Here is an 18,720-nt window from a genome sequence, read left to right on the forward strand (position 1 = left end):
CCGCCGCTCGGCGGCCGGTGCCACCGGCGATGTTTCGCCGGCGGAGCGAAGGGACAACGTACAGCGACATGGGCACGATTGCAGTCGAGCGCCCCGTGCCCAAAGGCACAACAGGGCTCCGTCGGCGACGAGTTGTTGGGTCGGCCGCGCTCGTGCTGACCCTCCTGACCGCAGCGGTGGTGTCGTTGGCCGTCGGTGCACGCGCACTGAGTCCCGCCGAGGTGTGGCACGGGTTGCTCGCCGCGCCGGACGCCGACCGGCGGCTCACCGAGATCAGGCTCATCGTGCAGACCGTACGGGTGCCCCGGACGGTGCTCGCGGTCGTGGCAGGCGTGGCCCTGGGGGTCGGCGGGGCGCTGATCCAGGGGTACACGCGCAATCCGATCGCCGATACGGGCCTGCTCGGGGTGAACTCCGGGGCCTCGTTCGCCGTCGTCACGGTGATCGCCCTGTTCGGGTTCGCCAACCCGTTCCAGTACGTCTGGTTCGCCTTCCTGGGCGCGGCGGTCGCCGGCGTCGTCGTGTTCGGGCTGGCGAGCATCGGCCGGGGGGCCGGCAATCCGCTGACGCTCGCGCTGGCCGGGCAGGGGGTCACGGTGTTCCTCGCGGCGATGACCACGGCGGTCGCGCTGTCGGACCAGGCGTCGCTGAACGCGCTGCGCTTCTGGAACGCGGGCTCCGTGGCCGGCGTCGGGTTCGAGGTCATCTGGCCCGTGACCGCGTTCATCGCCGTCGGGCTGGTCCTGGCGCTGACCACGCTGCCGGCCGTCAACCTGCTCAACCTGGGCGACGACGTGGCGCGGGGCCTGGGAGTGAACATCGCGCTGAGCCGGACCGTCGGCATCATCGCCATCACCCTGCTGGCGGGAGCGGCGACGGCGGCGTGCGGCCCCATCGCGTTCCTCGGCCTCATGGTGGCCCACGTGGCCCGCTACCTGACCGGGCCGGACTACCGCTGGCTGGTGCCGTACGCGGGTCTGCTCGGCGCCATCGTCCTCCTGGTCTGCGACATCGCGGGCCGCTTGCTGGTGCGGCCGGGAGAGCTGGACGCGGGTGTCGTCGTGGCGCTCCTCGGTGCGCCGTTCTTCGCGGTCCTGGTGTGGCGCGGAAAGTTCAAGGGCGCATGACCGGGACCGAGGTGAAGACGGCGGTGGTGGCTCCGGGCGTGCGGCTCGGCCGGGTGTCGTTCGTGTGGCGGCCATGGCTCGTGTGCGTCACCGCGCTGCTGGCGGCGGGGACCTTCCTCGTGTTCTGCCTGTCCATCGGCGTAGGGGACTTCCCCATCGGCCTGCCCCAGGTGGTCAACACGATCCTGGGCCGGGGCGAACAGGTGGACCAGTTCGTGATCATGGATTTGCGGATGCCGCGGGCCCTGGCCGGGTGTGTCGTGGGCGTCGCGCTGGGGGTGTCCGGGGCGATCACCCAGTCCGTTGCGCGCAATCCGCTGGCCAGTCCGGACATTCTGGGGATCACCGGGGGCGCCGGGGCGGTCGCGGTGTTCCTGGTGACGGTGTCGGGCGGGACGGCGACGGCGGTCGTCAACTCCGTGGGCCTGTCCGGGGCGGCGCTCGCGGGCGGCCTCGGCACGGGGCTCCTCGTGTACTTCCTGGCGTGGCGGCGCGGGATCGACGGTTTCCGGCTCATCCTCATCGGCATCTCGGTGAGCGCCGTGATGGAGGCCGTCACGACCTGGCTGCTGGTGCGGGCCGACATCAGGGACGTGGCCCGGGCCCAGGCCTGGCTGATCGGGTCGCTGGACAACAGGTCCTGGGACGAGGTCCGGGTGGCGCTCTGGTGCACGCTCGCCCTGATGGTCGTCGTGGCAGGTGCCGCGTTCCAGTTCAAGCCGCTGCACCTCGGCGACGAGGTGGCCGCGGGGCTGGGCGTCCGGTACTCGGCCGTTCGGGCGGTTCTGCTGCTGTGCGCGGTCCTGTTGGCCGGCGTGGCGGTGAGCGCGGCGGGCCCGGTCCCGTTCGTCGCGCTCGTGGCACCGCAGGTGGCGATGCGTCTGGCGAGGTGCCCGACACCGCCGATGGTGGCCTCCGGCATGGTGGGAGCCCTGCTGCTGATCGGCGCGGACCTGGTCGCGCGTACGGCACTGCCGATCACCCTCCCGGTCGGAGTGGTCACCGCCGCGATCGGCGGCCCCTTCCTCGTCCATCTCCTGGTGCGGGCGAACCTCCGCTGAGTGACTCATGTTCAGAAATGCCTACATCAGGGGGAGTTGTGGCCGCATCGAACATCGCCGGGACCGGGTCCGGGGGTGCCGGCTCCGCACGGCTGGCCGCCAGGGGCGTCACGGTCGGGTACGGCGGCCGGAGCGTCATCGAGGACCTCGACGTGGCGATCCCGCCGGGGGTGATCACCACGATCATCGGCTCCAACGGCTGCGGGAAGTCGACCCTGCTGCGGACCCTCTCGCGGCTGCTCAAGCCGACCAAGGGGGCGGTCGTACTGGACGGCGCGGACATCGCCACGCTCAGGACGAGGGACGTGGCGAAGAAGCTCGGGCTGCTCCCGCAGGCACCGGTCGCGCCGGACGGGCTCACGGTGGCCGACCTGGTCGCCAGGGGCCGCCATCCGCACCAGAGCTGGCTGCGGCAGTGGTCGTCGGACGACGCCGACGTCGTGGAGCGGGCGCTGGCCATGACCGGGGTGGCCGACCTGGCCGAACGTCCGGTCGACGCGCTCTCCGGCGGGCAGCGCCAGCGCGTCTGGATCTCGATGACGCTGGCCCAGGGCACCGACCTGCTGCTGCTGGACGAGCCGACCACCTACCTGGACCTGGCGCACGCGATCGACGTGCTCGACCTGGTGGACGACCTGCACGAGTCGGGATGCACCGTGGTCATGGTGCTGCACGACCTCAATCTGGCCACGCGCTACAGCGACAACCTCGTCGTGATGAGGGCGGGGTCGATCCTGGCGCAGGGGCACCCGCGTGACGTGATCACCGCCGAGTTGCTGCACGAGGCCTTCGGCCTGCGGGCCAAGGTGATCGAGGATCCGGTGGGGGACCGGCCGCTCATCGTGCCGATAGGCCGTACCCACGTCCAACTCGGCCGGCTCGGCTAGTTGGACAAAGATACGGTTCAAGTAAGGCTAGGCTAGCCTCACTTGGGCGCGGTAGGGTTTGCCTGCCCTCGGGCTGGGCTGCAATGGATGGCACGAAAGCAAGGGATTGCGGATGCTTCTCCATCGAACGACTCGTACGAATTCCCGGCGGCGGCGGCAGCGGCGGTCGGCGGCGGTACTGTCCGCCGCGGCCCTCGGGGTCGGCCTCCTCGCCGGATGCGGTTCCGGCTCGGAGGACCGGGCCGACAAGAAGAGCGACACCGACCCGGCAGCCGCGGCCGGCACCTTCCCGGTCACCGTGGAGCACGCGTTCGGATCCACGAAGATCACCAAGGCTCCCCGGCGGGTCGTCTCCGTCGGCTACACCGACGACCAGGCCATCCTGGCGCTCGGCATCAAGCCGGTCGGCATGGTCGACCAGTACCCGAACCCGCCGGGCACGAGCCCCGACATCAACACCCAGTGGCCCTGGGTCAAGGAGAAGTGGGGCGAGGCCCGCCCCGAGGTCGTCATGAACAACGGCGACTCCGGGCCGAACTACGAGAAGATCGCCGCCCTGCGACCGGACCTGATCATCGCGGTCTACTCCGAGATCGACCAGGCCGGCTACGAGAAGCTCTCCAAGATCGCCCCGACGGTGGGCCGCACCAAGGCCGAGAAGGAGCCGTTCAGCGCCCCGTGGCAGGACAACGCGGTCCACATCGCCAAGGCCCTGGGGCAGGAGGCCAAGGGTGCCGAGCTGGTCAAGGGCATCCAGGACAAGCTCGACACGGCCAAGAAGGCACACCCCGAGTTCGCGAACCAGACCGCCGTCGCACTGTCCTGGTACAAGGACTCGGTGGCGCCGTTCACCACCACCGACGTACGCGGACGGCTGGTGACGGGCATCGGTTTCAAGGGCCAGACCGAGATCGACAAGATCGCCGACGGGAAGTTCTACACCACGCTCTCCCCCGAACGCATGGACCTGGTCGACGTCGACCGCATCTTCGTCATCGCCGACAAGGCGGACCAGGAAGCGCTGAAGAAGTTCGAGCTGTTCACCAACCTGTCCGCAGTCAAGAACGGGAAGGTGTCGTACCTCCTGGACGGCGAAGGCCCGGCGGTCGGCGCCGCCATGTCCCAGGGCACCCTGCTCTCCCTGCCCTACGCGATCGACGAACTCGTCAAGTCGGCCGGCCAGGTGTGAGCACCACGCAGCCGCGCGTCGCCCCGTCGACCCTGCGCACGACGACCGGCCGCGAGGCCACCCGCTGGGTGGCGGCGCACTGCCGCGAAGTGCCGTGGCTGACCTCGGCCACCGTGCTCACGACGGTCGCCGGGGCGGCGCTGCAGGTACTCCCGCTGCTCCTGCTCGGCAGGGTCGTGGACGGGGTGGTCGCGGGCGCGTCGCGCTCCATCCTGGTCACGACGGGGGTGCTGATGGTGGCCGCCGCCCTGCTCGGCGCGGCGGCCACCGCCCTGTCGGCCTACCTGGTGGGGCGGCTGGGCGCGGACCTGCTCGCGCGGCTGCGGGAAGACGCGGTACGGGCGGTGCTGGCGATGCCCAGCGCACGGGTCGAGCAGGTCGGGCGGGGAGACGTGCTGTCCCGGGTCGGTGACGACGTCGCCGTGCTGTCCAGGGGAATCCGCACGGCCGTCCCCACCGTGTTCTCGGCGGGCGTGCTGGTCGTCATCGCCACGATCGGCATGTTCGGCCTGGACTGGCGGCTCGGGCTGGCGGGCGCCGGCGCGCTGCCCGCGTACGCGCTGGCCCTGCGCTGGTACCTCCCCCGGTCCGCCCCCCTCTACCGGCAGCAGCGGGCGGTCCAGGCCGACCGTGCGCAGGCGCTGATCAGCGGACTGAACGGGATCGACACGGTCCGGGCGTACCGCCTGGAAGGAGCCGTCCGCGAGAAGGTCACCGACGAGTCGTGGCGGGTGCGCAACCTCGGCATCGAGGTGTTCCGGCTCTTCGGCCGGTTCGTCGGCAGGGAGAACCGCGCCGAGTTCATCGGACTGGTGCTCATCATCGTGGTGGGGTACGCCCTGCTGGAGGCCGATGCCGCCAGCCTGGGCGAGGTCTCGGCGGCCCCGCTGCTCTTCCACCGGCTGTTCACCCCGCTGGGCTCCATCATGTTCACCTTCGACGAGGCGCAGAAGTCGGGCGCGAGCCTGACGCGGCTGGTCGGCGTGCTCGGGGAGGACGCGGAGGACCGGCTGGTGGGAACCCCGGGCGTCGCGCCGGCGCTCGACCTGCCGACGGTCGGCATCCCCTGCGCGGTGACGGTGAAGGGCCTGACGTTCAGCTATCCCGACACCGAGGACCCGGTCCTCCGGGACGTCGACCTGGCGATCCCGGCGGGCGGTTCGCTCGCACTGGTGGGGGCGACCGGCGCGGGCAAGTCGACGCTGGCCGCGCTGATCGCGGGCATCGGGAGCCCGCAGGCCGGGTCGGTGCGCATCGGAACGACCGATCTCGCCGGTCTGGACGAGGCCGGGGCGCGGGCCCTGGTGAGCATCCTGACGCAGGAGACGCACGTGTTCTCCGGTCCGCTCGCCGACGACCTGCGGCTGGCCGCGCCGGAGGCGACCGACGCCGAGCTGATGGACGCCCTGCGCACGGTCGGCGCCGACCGGTGGGTCGAGGCCCTGCCCGACGGGCTCGACACCCTGGTCGGGGAGGGCGGCGAGCGCCTGGACGTCACCAAGGTCGCCCAGATCGCCCTGGCCCGGCTGGTGCTGGGCCGGTCGCCGGTGGTGGTGCTCGACGAGTCGACGGCGGAGGCGGGCAGCGAGGGTGCGGCGGAGCTGGAGCGGGCCGTGCTCGCCGCGTGCGCGGGGCGGACCACGCTGTTCGTCGCGCACCGGCTGACGCAGGCGATGGCGGCGGACCGGATCGCCGTGCTGGACGCGGGACGCGTCGTGGAGCACGGCACGCACGAGGAGTTGGTGGCTCTGGGCGGCCGCTACGCACGACTGTGGCGGGCCTGGCGCGAGGGTAGCTAGCCCACCCCGATGCGGTGAGTCAACTTGCTGATCCAGAAGGGGCGTTGAGTCTTCGATGACGGAATCGACCGCTCGTCTCGTGCGGCTTTCCCGCACGCGCCTGGCCGGCGTGCGCCGGCGAACCGGCGACTACTCCGACAGGACCATCGCCGAAGCCTGCTCGATCGGACTGTCGTACTGGGCGACGGGCCGCGATCCCGACGGCATGGAGCTCACCTCCGGGACGTTGTTCGCCGATGTCCTCGGGTGGGTCGACAACGGCGGTGCGGGTGCGGCCGGTTGGGAGGTAGGCGCGGACGGCCGGAGCATCGCCGTCCCGGACGGCGTCTTACCGGCCGACGCGCAGCTCGCGCTGGACGACCTGGCCGACTTCCCGGACCGGCCCCTCGGCACCATCGGCCCGTCCAGCGTGGCGGCGAGGATCGAGACCCTGGCCGAGTGGAACGACACGCGGGCGGACCGGGTCCGCCCGACCCTCGTCGAGATGTTCCGCGAGCAGGCACGGACCAGGCCGGACGCCGTCGCCATCGTCGACGAGCACAGAGCACTGACGTACGGTCAGGCGGCCGAACTGTCGAGCCAGTTGGCGCACCACCTGATCGAACGCGGGATCACCGCCGAACAGGTCGTCGGCATTTCCCTGGGCCGCTCCGCCGACATGGTGATCGGACTGCTCGCCGTGCTCCAGGCGGGGGCCGCGTTCGTACCGCTCGACCCGCAGTGGCCGGCCGCGCGCCGAGCCGTCGTCATCGACGACGCGCGCGTCGTGCTCCAGCTGGGCGGCTCGGGCGAACACGCCCCGGGCGAACCGGAAGCCGTGGCCGTCGACCTGGGCGACTGGCGGTTCGGCTCCTACCCCGCCGAGGGGACCGGTATCACCGTCCCCGGCGGCGCCCTGGCCTACGTGATCTTCACGTCCGGCTCGACCGGCCGGCCCAAGGGCGCGATGATCCGCCACGAGGCGATCGCCGAACGCCTGCTCTGGCAGGCCGGCGAGATCCTGGGCTTCGGCCACGACGACGCCTCGGTGTTCAAGGCACCGCTGTCCTTCGACATCTCCATCAACGAGATCTTCCTGCCCCTGGTGTCCGGCGGCAGGCTGGTGGTCCTGCGGCCCGGCGGCGAACGCGACCCGCACCACCTGCTGAGCGTGATCGCCGAGCAGCGCGTCACCTTCACGTACCTGGTGTCGTCCATGCTGGACGTGCTCCTGGAGATCGCCGGCGACTCCGGGCGGCTGGACAGCCTGCGGCACGTGTGGTGCGGCGGCGAGGTGCTGACCCCGGAGCTGTACGAGCGGTTCCGCACCCGGCTCGGCATACCCATGTACCACGGCTACGGCCCGGCCGAGACGACGATCGGCGTCTCGCACGTCATCTACCGGGGCGCGGCGCAACGCCTGTCCACCTCGATCGGCAAGGCCAACCCCAACACCCAGCTGTACGTGCTGGACGACGAGTTGCGCCCCGTCCCGGTCGGCGTGGGCGGCGAGCTGTACGTGGGCGGCTTCCTCCTGGGGCGCGGATACGCGGGCGCGCCGGGCCTGACGGCCTCCCGGTTCGTCGCCAACCCCTTCGCAGGGGACGGGTCCCGGCTCTACCGGACCGGTGACCTCGCACGGTTCGCCCCTGACGGGTCACTGGACTTCCTGGGCCGGGCCGACAACCAGATCAAGATCCGCGGCATGCGGCTGGAGATCGAGGACGTCGAGGTGGGCCTCGCGGAGCATCCCGGGGTACGGCACACCTGCGTCGTCGCGCGGAAGAACACGGCGGGCGGCACCTACCTGGTGGGGTACGTGATCCCGGCCGCCGGGAGCGAGGACCTGCGGGCCGACGAGGTCAAGGCCTGGGCCGCCGGGCACATGGTGGAGTACATGGTGCCCGCCCACATCGTCGTGATGAAGGAGTTCCCGCTCACCGCGAACGGCAAGCTCGACCGCGGCGCGCTGCCCGAGCCCGAGCTCGGAACGGGCCCGCTCATCGCGCCCACCACCGAGAACGAGCGCCTGGTCGGCGCGGCGGTCGCGGCGCTGCTGCGGCTGGACGAGGTCGGTGTCGAGCAGGACTTCTTCCAGCTCGGCGGCGACAGCATCCTGGCCATCTCCCTGCTGAGCGCGTTGCGCGAGGCGGGTCTGCACGTCACGGCACGGCAGGTCTTCACCCACGGCACCGTCGGGGCACTGGCGGCGGTGGCGAGCCGGGAAGGCGCCGCCACCGTGGACCACGGCGATGTCGCCACCGGTTCCGTCGTGGGGTCGCCCATCGTGCAGTGGCTCGGCGAGACCACCGACGCCATCGACGGCTTCGTGCAGTCGGTGGTGCTCAACACCCCGGCGGACCTGACCGCCGACGCCCTCGACGAGATCCTCGCCGCCCTGGTCGGACGGCACGACATGCTCCGCGCCAGGCTGGTGCGCGGCGACCGCTGGAGCTTCGACATCCCGGAGGCAGGCCCGGCCGCCGCCGGATGGCAGGAGAGCGACCGGCCGCTCGACGAGGTGGTCGCGCTCGCCACCGCGGGGCTCGACCCGGACCACGGCGTCATGCTGCGGGCCGTGTGGCGCCGCGCGGCACGGCAGCTGGTCGTGGTCGTCCACCACGTGGTGGTCGACGGAGTGTCCTGGCGGATCCTGCGGGAGGACCTCGCCACGGCGTGGCGGCAGTTCTCCTCGGGCACGCCGATCGAGCTGCCCCCCGTAGGCACGTCGTTCCGGCGCTGGACGCAGCTGCTGGAGCGCGCGGAGTTCGACGCGGACCGCGCCTCCTTCCTGCGCCCCCTGCCCGGGCCGGACGTACCGGTGGGCAGGCGCGCGCTGTCCGAGGCCGACACCGTTGCGCGGGAGCGGACGACGACCGTCTCCGTCGGCCCCGAGGTCACGGCCGCGCTGCTGGGCGAGATCCCCGCCAAGTTCCACGCGGGCGTCAACGACGTGCTGCTGACCGCGCTCGCCGTCACGCTCGCCCGGTGGCGCCGCGACCTCGGGCAGGACCAGACCTTCGCGCACATCGAGCTGGAGGGCCACGGCCGCGAAGGACACCTCGTGGCGGGAGCAGCCGGCTTCGAGCCGGAGCTCTCGCGGACCGTGGGCTGGTTCACCACCCTCTTCCCGGTGACCGTGGACCCCGGCGCCGCCGCCGACTTCAGCGCGCCCGAGTACCTGGCCGGCGCCCTGAAGGCGGTCAAGGAGGACCTCGCCCGGGTGCCGGGCAACGGCCTGCCCTACGGCGCCCTGCGCTACCTCACCGGCACCGGGTTCGACCCGCCCGCACCCCAGGTGCTGTTCAACTACCTGGGCCGCTTCGATGCGGGGGCATCCGGCGACTGGGAACTCTCCGGCACCACAGGTCAGTTGGGGGAGAGGCGCGATCCGAGGATGCGGCTGCCGCGGGCCCTGGAGTTCAACGCCATCGCCGAACCCGCCCGGGCCGGCGCGTACGAGCTGGTCACCACCCTCTCCTGGCCCGACGGGATGTTCACCGACGAGGACATCGCGACCATCGGCGCGTACTTCCGGGAGGCCTTGGCCGGGCTGGCCGTACTGGACCGGGGCGGCCACTCTCCCAGTGACTTCGGTCTGGTGGCGCTCACCCAGGCCGATGTCGACGACCTTGACGGCCCGGCGCTGCGGGACGTCCTGCCGCTCACCCCGCTGCAGGAGGGCCTGTACTTCCACTCGGTCTTCGACGACGACTCCGCGGGCAGTTACGTCGAGCAGCAACTGCTGACGCTGGAAGGGGAGGTGGACGCCGACCGGCTCGCGGCGGCGGCCAGCCGGTTGCTCGCGCTGTTCCCCAACCTGGCCGCGCGGTTCACCGCCCTCGCCGATGGCCGTGTCGTCTGCGTACTGGACAAGGGTGTGCAGGCTCCGTTCACCACGCTGGACCGCCCCGGCATCACCGGCGAGGAGATCCGCGAGCACGCCGAGCGGGACCGTCGCACGGGGTTCGACCTGGCCTCCGGCCCGCTGATGCGCTTCACCCTCATCCGCGCGGGCTCCGGCCGCAGCGTCCTGGTGCAGACCGTGCACCACATCATCGCCGACGGCTGGTCGGTGCCGCCGATGCTCCGAGCGCTGCTGGCCGAGTACCACGCGCCGGGGACCGTGTACCCGCTCGGCGGTTTCACCGACTACGTGCGCTGGCTGGCCGAACGCGACGAGGACGAGAGCGACCGGGTGTGGCGCGAACAGCTCGCCGAGCTGCCCGGCCCTTCGCTGGTCGCCGAGGGGCACACGCCGTCCGACCGCTTCGCCGATACCGCCGTGGAGCCGGACGGGGACATCGACGAAGCCGCCCGGTCGGCCGGTGTGCCGCTGAGCGCCGCCGTGCACAGCGCCTGGGCGCTGACCCTCGGCGGGGTGCTGCACGGCAGGGACGTCGTGTTCGGCTCCACGGTGTCCGGGCGCGACGCGGACGTGCCCGGCATCGAGGACATGGTGGGCCTGTTCATCAACACGGTCCCCGTGCGCGCCCGGTGGACCCCGGCCACCACGGCGCGCGACCTGCTCGCCTCGGTACGGGAACACCAGAGCGCGGTACTGGCGCACCAGCACGTCTCGCTGGCGCGCATCAGCCGCCAGGCCGGCGCCGGCCCGCTGTTCGACACCCTGGTGGTCTTCGACGTCGCGACGGATGTGGCAGGCCTGCAGGGATCCGACGACACCCTGGTCATCACCGGCATCGTGAACGAGGGCGCCCCGCACTACCCGTTGACCCTCGTGGTGGAGCGGGCACCCGGCGGCCGTCCGCGCTTCAACCTGATCCACGACGGCGCGCTGCTGCGGGAGGCGGGCGCCCGGGCGATCCTGCACACCTTCACCCGCACCCTCACCGGCCTGCTCACCCAGCCGGAGGCCCTGGTCGACGACCTGGCGTCCGAGGGCCCCGGGCGTGCCGCGCCGATCGCCCCGACGACCTTGGGCGCACTGTTCGACGCCGCCGCGCACCGCGCCCCGGCCGCCACCGCCGTCACCCAGTGCGCGCTCGACGGCGGAACCCGGTCACTGACCTACGGCGAACTGGCGGACGCGAAGAACGAGTTGGCAGGAGCCCTGCGCGCGGCCGGCGTCGGGCCGGGGAAACGCGTCGCCGTCGCCGTTCCCCGTTCCGCCGAACAGGTCGTCGCCCTGGTCGCGATCGTCACAGCGGGCGGTGCGTACGTACCGCTGGACCTCGCCTACCCGGACGAGCGGCTGGAGTACATCCTCGCCGACGCCGCTCCGCAGGCCGTGCTCGTGGACCCTGAGCAACGGGACCGCTTCACACGGCTGCTGGCCCGGGCGGGGGTGCCGGCCCGCGTGCTCGTACAGGGGGACGAGCCGCCGCAGGACGCCCAGGACGACTCCGTGCCCGTGCCCGAGGCGAACTGGCACGATCCCGCATACGTCATCTACACCTCAGGATCGACCGGCAGCCCCAAGGGCGTCGTCGTCCCGCACTCCAGCGTGGTGACCCTGCTCGCGAACACCCGGCCCGCCATGGACTTCGGCCCGCACGACGTGTGGGTCCAGTTCCACTCGTACTCCTTCGACTTCGCGGTCTGGGAGCTGTGGGGCGCGCTGGCGCACGGCGGTGAACTGCTGGTGCCGGAGTACGGGCTGACCCGCTCCCCGGCCGACTTCCACCGGCTGGTGCGCGAGCGCGGAGTGACCGTGCTCAACCACACCCCCTCGGCGTTCCACCAGTTCATCGAAGCCGACCGGCAGGCCGGCGAGCCGCTCCCCGCACTGCGCCGGGTCGTCCTCGGCGGCGAGGCGCTGGACCTGGGGCGGCTGCGCGGCTGGGTCGAGCGGCACGGCGCCGCCTCGCCCGAGCTGGTCAACATGTACGGCATCACCGAGACCACCGTGCACGTCACCCACCGGGTCCTGACCGACGAGGACTTCGACCGCGGCGACGCCGTCAGCCCGATCGGCGGTCCCCTTCCCGGCCTGACGACCTATCTGCTCGACGACCGGCTGCGACCGGTGCCGCCGGGCCGGGTGGGTGCCATCTACGTCGCCGGCGACCAGGTGTCGCTCGGCTACCTCGGCCGGCCGGCGCTCACCGCGGGCCGTTTCGTGGCGGACCCGTTCGCGGGCGGCGGCTCCCGCATGTACCACACGGGCGACCTCGCCCGCCGTACGCTCGACGGCGGGCTGGAGTTCACCGGCCGCGCCGACGAGCAGGTGCAGCTCAAGGGATTCCGCATCGAGCCCGGCGAGGTCGAGTCCGCGATCAGGGAGCTCGACGGCGTGGTCGACGTGGCCGTCACCGTGGCGGACAGCGGCGACCACCTGATCGCGCACGTCGTGGGCCGGGTGCCCGGCGACCTCACGGACCTCACCGGTCCGCTGTCCGCCAAGCTGCCCGCGCACATGGTGCCCGGCCGGGTGCTGCCGGTCGATGCCCTGCCGCTGACGGTCAACGGCAAACTGGACCGCCAGGCCCTGACCGAGCGGGCCGCACGCCACGACACACCGGTGGCCGCGACGGGCTCCGCGCTCACCGCACTGGTCGACATCTTCACCCGGACGCTCCCCGGCACCGCCGTGGACGGCGACTGCGACTTCTTCCGGGCCGGCGGCGACAGCATCCTCGCCATCACCGTGGTCAACCGCGCCAGGGCGCTCGGCCTCGCGATCGCCCCGCGGGACGTGTTCCTGCACAGGACACCGCGCGCGCTCGCCGAGCACCTGGCGACGAGCACACCGCAGGCGCCCGCCCCCGCCCCCGCCGCCGCCCGCGAGGACGGCCCGCTCACGCCGACACCGATCATCCTGCGCCGGCGCGAACTGGGCGGATCCCTCGCCCGGTTCGCGCAGGCCAGGGCGCTGGTGGCGGCCGAGGGAACCGGCTTCGCCGACGTCGAGCGCGCCGCCGGCGCCGTCGTGGCCGCGCACCCGGCCCTCCGGCTGCGGCTGCGCGTCGAGCACGGGGTGTGGGCCCTGCGCACCGACCCCTCCCGCGAGGTCACCGTCGTACGGACCGACGCCGCCGACGCGACGACCGCGGCGAACGAAGCCGCCGGACGGCTCGACCCCGAGGCCGGACACGTCATCGCGTTCACCTGGCTGGAGGACCGCCGGACCCTGGTCGTCACCGTGCACCACCTCGCCGTCGACGCGGTGTCCTGGCTGATCCTGCTGGACGACCTGGCCGCCGCCCTGCGCGGCATCCCCCTGGCGCCGCCGACCACGTCCTACGCCGAGTACGCGCAAGCACTCGCCTACGGGTCCGGCCACCCGGCCGACGGCCTCGGGCACTGGATCTCCACCCTCCAGGCGCCCCCGCTGCTGCCCGCCGTCGAGGTGCTGCGCGAGACCACGGTGGTGCTCCCGCCCGACGTGAGCGACCTCGTGACGCGCACCGCGCCCGCCGCACTCGGTACCGGCCTCACCGAGCTGCTGTGCGGTGCGCTGCGCACCGCGCTGACGCGCATCCAGCCCGCGCCCACCGATCTGGCGTTCGACCTGGAGCGGCACGGCCGGGAGCCGGTGCTGCCGCACCACGACTACACCCGTACGGTCGGCTGGTTCACCTCCATCGCGCCCGTGCGGCTCACGGCGCACACCGACCCCGTCGCGGCGGCGCGCGAGGTCGCCGAACGCCGGCCGGACGAGCGCGCGCACCTCGCGTACGGCCGGCTCAGGTACCTCGACCCGCAGACCGCCCCGCTGCTGGACGACCGGCCGCAGGTGCTCTTCAACTACCTCGGCAGGGGCGACGAGTCACAGGCGCTGCACATCACCGGCGGCGAGGAGAGCGGCCCGTACGCCGTCGAGGTCAACGCCTGGACCGACGCGGCGACCGGCAGCCTGCACGCGGCCTTCACCCTCGCCGAGGGCATCCCCGACGAGATCACCGGGCACTGGCTCGGCGCGCTGGAACGCATCGCGGACGCCGCCGCGACGGCCGAGCGCACGGCGCCGGTCACCCCGCTCCAGCGGGGCCTGTTCTTTCAGGCCCAGCTGGCCGGCCCGGCCGGACACTACGTCGCACAGAGCTGGTTCACCTTCGACCGCCGCCTGGACACCGAGGCGCTGGCCGAGGCGATGGCCTGGGTGATCGCACGGCACCCGGTCGTGGGCGCCGGCTTCACCACCGACGACGACGGAAACGCGGTGCAGGTCCTGGCAGCCGGCGGGCGGGTCGGCGTCCGCACGCTCGCCCTCTCGACGGACGCGGAGGTCGACGCCCTGCTCGCCCGGGACCGCGACACGGGATTCGACCCGGGCGAGCCTCCGCTGATCCGGCTGACCGTGGTGCGCCGGCCCGACGGCCGCGACGGCCTGCTGCTGAGCTACCACCTCCTGCTGTGGGACGGCTGGTCCCGCGAAATCGTGCTGCGGGACCTCTTCGACGCCTACGAGGCCGCCGTCTCCGGCGAGTTGACGGCCGCGGCCCCGGCCACGCCGGGCTTCGAGGAGTACGCCCGGGAACTCGCCGCCAGGGATCAGGCCGGAGCGGAACGCTTCTGGTCCGAGTACCTGACCGGCCTCCCGGGCCCCACACTGCTCGCCGGACCGGCGCCGGCCCTCACCGACGACCTGCCGGGCACGCTCGTGCACACGCTCTCCGACCGACAGTCGGAACTGCTCAGGGAAGCGGCCAAGGAGCACGGCGTCACCCTGAACTCGGTGCTGACCGGCGCGTTCGGCCTCCTGCTGGGCGCGCGTACGGGCCGCGGCGACGCCGTGTTCGGCGTGACCGTCTCCGGCCGGGAGGGTGAGGGCCTGGCCGGCATCGTCGGCGTCCTGCTCAACACCGTGCCCATGTGGACCAGGGCCCGGCCCGGTGACACGGTCCGGGAGTACCTGTCGGCCGTACAGGCGGCGCGGGTCGCGGCGATGGAGCACGAGCACCTCGGGCTCGGCGAGATCCAGCGGGCCGGCGGCCACGACACCCTGTTCGACAACCTGTTCGTACTCCAGAACTTCCTGGACATGGACGCGTTCGCCGAGATGAACGCCCGGCACGGGATCACCGCGGTGCGCGCCGACGACTCCACGCACTACCCGTTCACCTGGGTCGTCACCCCCGGCGACCGGCTGACGGTCAAGCTGGAGTACCGCGATCACGACACGGCGGCCGCCCGGCGGCTCCTCGACGACTACCTGCGCGTACTCGAAGACCTGGCCCGGTCCACCGGCCCGGTGGGCGCGCTCCCCGGCCTGGCGCCGCATCCCGGGTCCGCCGACCGCACGGACATCGGCACGGACACGGTGGTGGACCGCTTCGACCGGGCGGCGGACCGGGACCCGCAGCGGGTCGCGCTCGTCGCCCACGGCCGGACCATGACCTTCGGCGGCCTCCGGGACCGCAGCCGCGCGCTGGCCGGCGTCCTCGCCCGGCGCGGGATCGGCCCCGAGAAGACCGTGGGCCTGGCGATCCCGCGCTCCCTCGACTCGATCGTGGCGCTGTTCGCCGTACTGCGCACGGGCGCCGCGTACGTTCCGCTGGAACTGGACCATCCGGACGAGCGGATCGCCGCGATCGTCGAGGACGCCCGCCCGGACGTGATCCTCACCGTGAGTGCCGTGTCGCCCCGCCTGACCGGCGACCTGATCGAGCTGGACCGGCCCCTCCCCGGGGCCGAGCCGTTCGTGACGTTCGCCCCGGACGACCCCGACCGCCTGCGGCACCCCGCGTACACGATCTACACTTCCGGCTCCACCGGGCGGCCGAAGGGCGTGGTGACCGAGTACGCCGGGCTCACCAACATGCTGATCAACCATCAGCGCCGGATCTTCGAGCCGGTGCTGGCCGACCACGGCCACCGGGTCTTCCGCATCGCGCACACCGTGTCGTTCGCCTTCGACATGTCGTGGGAGGAGCTGCTGTGGCTCGCCGACGGCCACGAGGTGCACATCTGCGACGAGGAACTGCGCCGCGACGCCCCCCGGCTCGTCGAGTACTGCCTGGAGCACGGGATCGACGTCATCAACGTGACGCCGACCTACGCGCAGCAGCTGGTGGCCGAGGGCCTGCTCGACGACCCGGCCCGCCGGCCGCCCCTGGTGATCCTGGGCGGGGAGGCCGTCACCCCGGCGCTGTGGCAGCGGCTCGCCGAGACCCGGGGGACGGCCGGCTACAACCTGTACGGGCCCACCGAATACACCATCAACACCCTCGGCGTCGGCACCTTCGAATGCGCGGACCCGGTGGTGGGCGTGGCCATCGACAACACCGACGTGTACGTACTGGACCCGTGGCTGCGCCCGCTGCCGGACGGGGTTCCGGGCGAGCTGTACGTGTCGGGCGTCGGCATCGCCCGCGGCTACCTCGGCCAGTCCGCCCAGACCGCGCACCGCTTCGTCGCGTGCCCGTTCGGCGCACCCGGCGAGCGGATGTACCGCACCGGGGACCTGGTGCTCCGACGGCCCGACGGGAACCTGATGTACCTGGGCCGCACCGACCAGCAGATCAAGATCCGGGGGCACCGCGTCGAACCGGGCGAGGTCGAGGCGGCGTTCGCCGCGCACCCGGCGGTGCGGTTCGTCGCCGCGGTCGCCCAGCCCGACCCTCAGGTCGACGGCGCGTACCGGCTGGCCGCCTACCTCGTACTGCACGGCGGTGAGTTGGCGGCGGTGGCCGCCGAAGTGGGCGCCGCGCTGCCGGACTTCCTGCGCCCGACGCACTACGCACAGGTCGACGCCATCCCGCTGACGGTGAACGGGAAGGCCGACACCAAGGCCTTGCCGGAGGCCAAGCCGCTCGGCGCGCTGACGACGGCGGGGGAGCGCGGCCCGGAGACCGATACCGAGACCGCGGTCTGCGCGTTCTTCGCCGAGGCACTGGACCTGGACGACGACGAGGTGAGCGCGGTGAGCGACTTCGTGTCCCTCGGAGGGCACTCCATGCTGGCGGTGCGGCTGATCGGGCTGCTCCGCCGGGAGTACGGTCCTGTGGTCACGATCCGTGATCTGTTCACCCTGCGAACCCCCGAAGCGATGGCCCGCCACCTCGATGACAACTCCTGACGCGCAGCGGCCCCGCGCGGGGTCCGACATCCTCCGTACCGCACTGCGCCGCAACGTCGGCGCCATGACCTGGGGCACCGTCCTCATGGGCCTCTACCAGGCCGGTGAGACGGCCTTCCCCATCGCGCTCGGCCTGATCGTCGAGCACACGATGCGGGGGGAGCGCAGCTTTGGCGCGCTCGCCGTGTCGATCGGCGCGCTCGCCGTGATCATCACGACCGTGTCGCTGTCGTGGCGGTTCGGCATGCGCATCCTGCAGAAGGCCAACACGACCGAGGCGCACCGATGGCGGGTGCGGGTCGCGGACTGCGGACTCCAGCCCGTGGCCAGGGACGTCGACCTCAAGTCCGGCGAGGTGCTGACCATCGCCACCGAGGACGCCGACCAGACGGCCGACATCATCGAGGTGGTGCCGCTGCTGATCAGTTCGCTGGTCGCGGTGCTGGTCGCGGCGGTCGCGCTCGGCCTCGCCGACGTCCGGCTCGGCCTGCTGGTGATCGCGGGAACCGTCGCGATCCTGTCGATCCTGAGCGTGATGTCCCGGCGGATCGGCTCCAGCACCCGCGAGCAGCAGGCGCGGGTGGCGCGGGCGGGTGCCAAGGTCGCCGACCTGATCACCGGCCTGCGCCCGCTGCACGGCTTCGGTGGCAACCACGCCGCCTTCGGGTCCTACCGGAGGGTCAGCACGGAGGCGAAGCACCAGGCGATCACCGTGGCCGTGGTGAACGGCGCGTACGCGGGCACCGCGTCGGCCCTCAACGCGGTCCTCGCCGTCGCCGTGACCCTGACGGCCGGCCGGCTGGCCTTCGACGGCCGGATCACCATCGGGGAACTCGTCATGGCCGTGGGACTGGCCCAGTTCATCATGGAACCCCTCAAGATGTTCTCGGACATGCCCAAGTACGTGATGATGGCGCGTGCGTCGGCCGAGCGGATGGCGCTGGTGCTCGTCGCGCCACCGGTCACGACCCCGGGGCCGCAGCGCCCGGCCGCCGGCGGGGACCTGGAGATCGACTGCGTCCGGTACGGGGCCCTGCGCGCGCTGAAGTTCCAGGTGCCCGCCGGTGAGTTCGTGGCGATCGCCGTGTACCAGCCGCGCGCGGCCGCCGACCTCGCCGCGCTCCTGGCCGTGAAGGTGCCGCCCGGCGCGTACGAGGGAGCGGTGCGGGTCAGCGGGCAGGAGATCGCCGACCTCTCGATCGAGGCGGTCCGCGAGCACATGCTGGTGAACCCGTACGAAGGGGAGATCTTCGCGGGCACCCTCCGCACCAACATCGACCCGTCGGGCACCAGCCGGACGGTCCCCGAGGCCGTGGAGGCCTCCATGCTGACCGACGTGGTCGCCCTCCACCGGGAAGGACTCGACCACGGGGTCCGCGACCGCGGTGCGAACCTCTCCGGCGGCCAGCGCCAACGGCTGTCGCTGGCCCGCGCCCTCGCCGCCGACAGCGAGATCCTCGTCCTGCACGACCCCACGACGGCCGTCGACGCGGTCACCGAACAGCTCATCGCGCGCAACATCGCGGAGCTGCGCCGGGGCCGCACCACCGTCGTGATCACCAGCAGCCCGGCCCTCCTGGACGCCGCCGACCGCGTCCTCGTCCTGGACGACGGGGTCATCACCGCGGAGGACACCCACCGCAACCTCCTCGCCACCGACGAGGGCTACTGTCTGGCGGTGGCCCGGTGATCCG

At 72.5% G+C, this 18,720-nt stretch carries 7 protein-coding genes; all 7 read left to right on the forward strand.

What is annotated here, in order from left to right; genetic code table 11:
- The first annotated feature begins 68 nt into the window (after window positions 1-68).
- Window positions 69-1,127, forward strand: a complete 1,059-nt coding sequence (locus tag ACFWBN_RS05845; RefSeq protein ID WP_385171107.1) for a FecCD family ABC transporter permease — start codon at window positions 69-71, stop codon at window positions 1,125-1,127.
- Window positions 1,124-2,188: a FecCD family ABC transporter permease gene (locus tag ACFWBN_RS05850; RefSeq protein WP_385171110.1), complete on the forward strand. Its 1,065-nt coding sequence runs from the start codon at window positions 1,124-1,126 to the stop codon at window positions 2,186-2,188. The genes ACFWBN_RS05845 and ACFWBN_RS05850 overlap by 4 nt, the downstream gene beginning before the upstream one ends.
- Before the next feature lie 17 nt (window positions 2,189-2,205).
- A complete protein-coding gene (locus tag ACFWBN_RS05855) occupies window positions 2,206-3,075 on the forward strand; it encodes an ABC transporter ATP-binding protein (protein WP_385171112.1) in 870 nt (289 codons plus the stop codon).
- A 112-nt stretch (window positions 3,076-3,187) separates the two neighbouring features.
- On the forward strand, window positions 3,188-4,264 hold the full coding sequence (locus ACFWBN_RS05860) for an iron-siderophore ABC transporter substrate-binding protein (RefSeq protein ID WP_385171114.1): 1,077 nt from the start codon (window positions 3,188-3,190) through the stop codon (window positions 4,262-4,264).
- Window positions 4,261-6,063 carry an ABC transporter ATP-binding protein gene (locus tag ACFWBN_RS05865; protein WP_385171117.1) on the forward strand — a complete coding sequence of 601 codons (1,803 nt, stop codon included), beginning with the start codon at window positions 4,261-4,263 and terminating at the stop codon, window positions 6,061-6,063. Before ACFWBN_RS05860 ends, ACFWBN_RS05865 begins: the two co-directional genes overlap by 4 nt.
- A gap of 55 nt (window positions 6,064-6,118) precedes the next feature.
- Window positions 6,119-17,026: an amino acid adenylation domain-containing protein gene (locus ACFWBN_RS05870; RefSeq protein ID WP_385171120.1), complete on the forward strand. Its 10,908-nt coding sequence runs from the start codon at window positions 6,119-6,121 to the stop codon at window positions 17,024-17,026.
- Window positions 17,013-18,716 carry an ABC transporter ATP-binding protein gene (locus ACFWBN_RS05875; RefSeq protein WP_385171122.1) on the forward strand — a complete coding sequence of 568 codons (1,704 nt, stop codon included), beginning with the start codon at window positions 17,013-17,015 and terminating at the stop codon, window positions 18,714-18,716. Before ACFWBN_RS05870 ends, ACFWBN_RS05875 begins: the two co-directional genes overlap by 14 nt.
- Window positions 18,717-18,720: the final 4 nt, after the last annotated feature.

It is taken from the genome of Streptomyces sp. NPDC059989, assembly GCF_042736975.1.
In the GTDB taxonomy this organism is placed as follows: Bacteria; Actinomycetota; Actinomycetes; order Streptomycetales; family Streptomycetaceae; genus Streptomyces.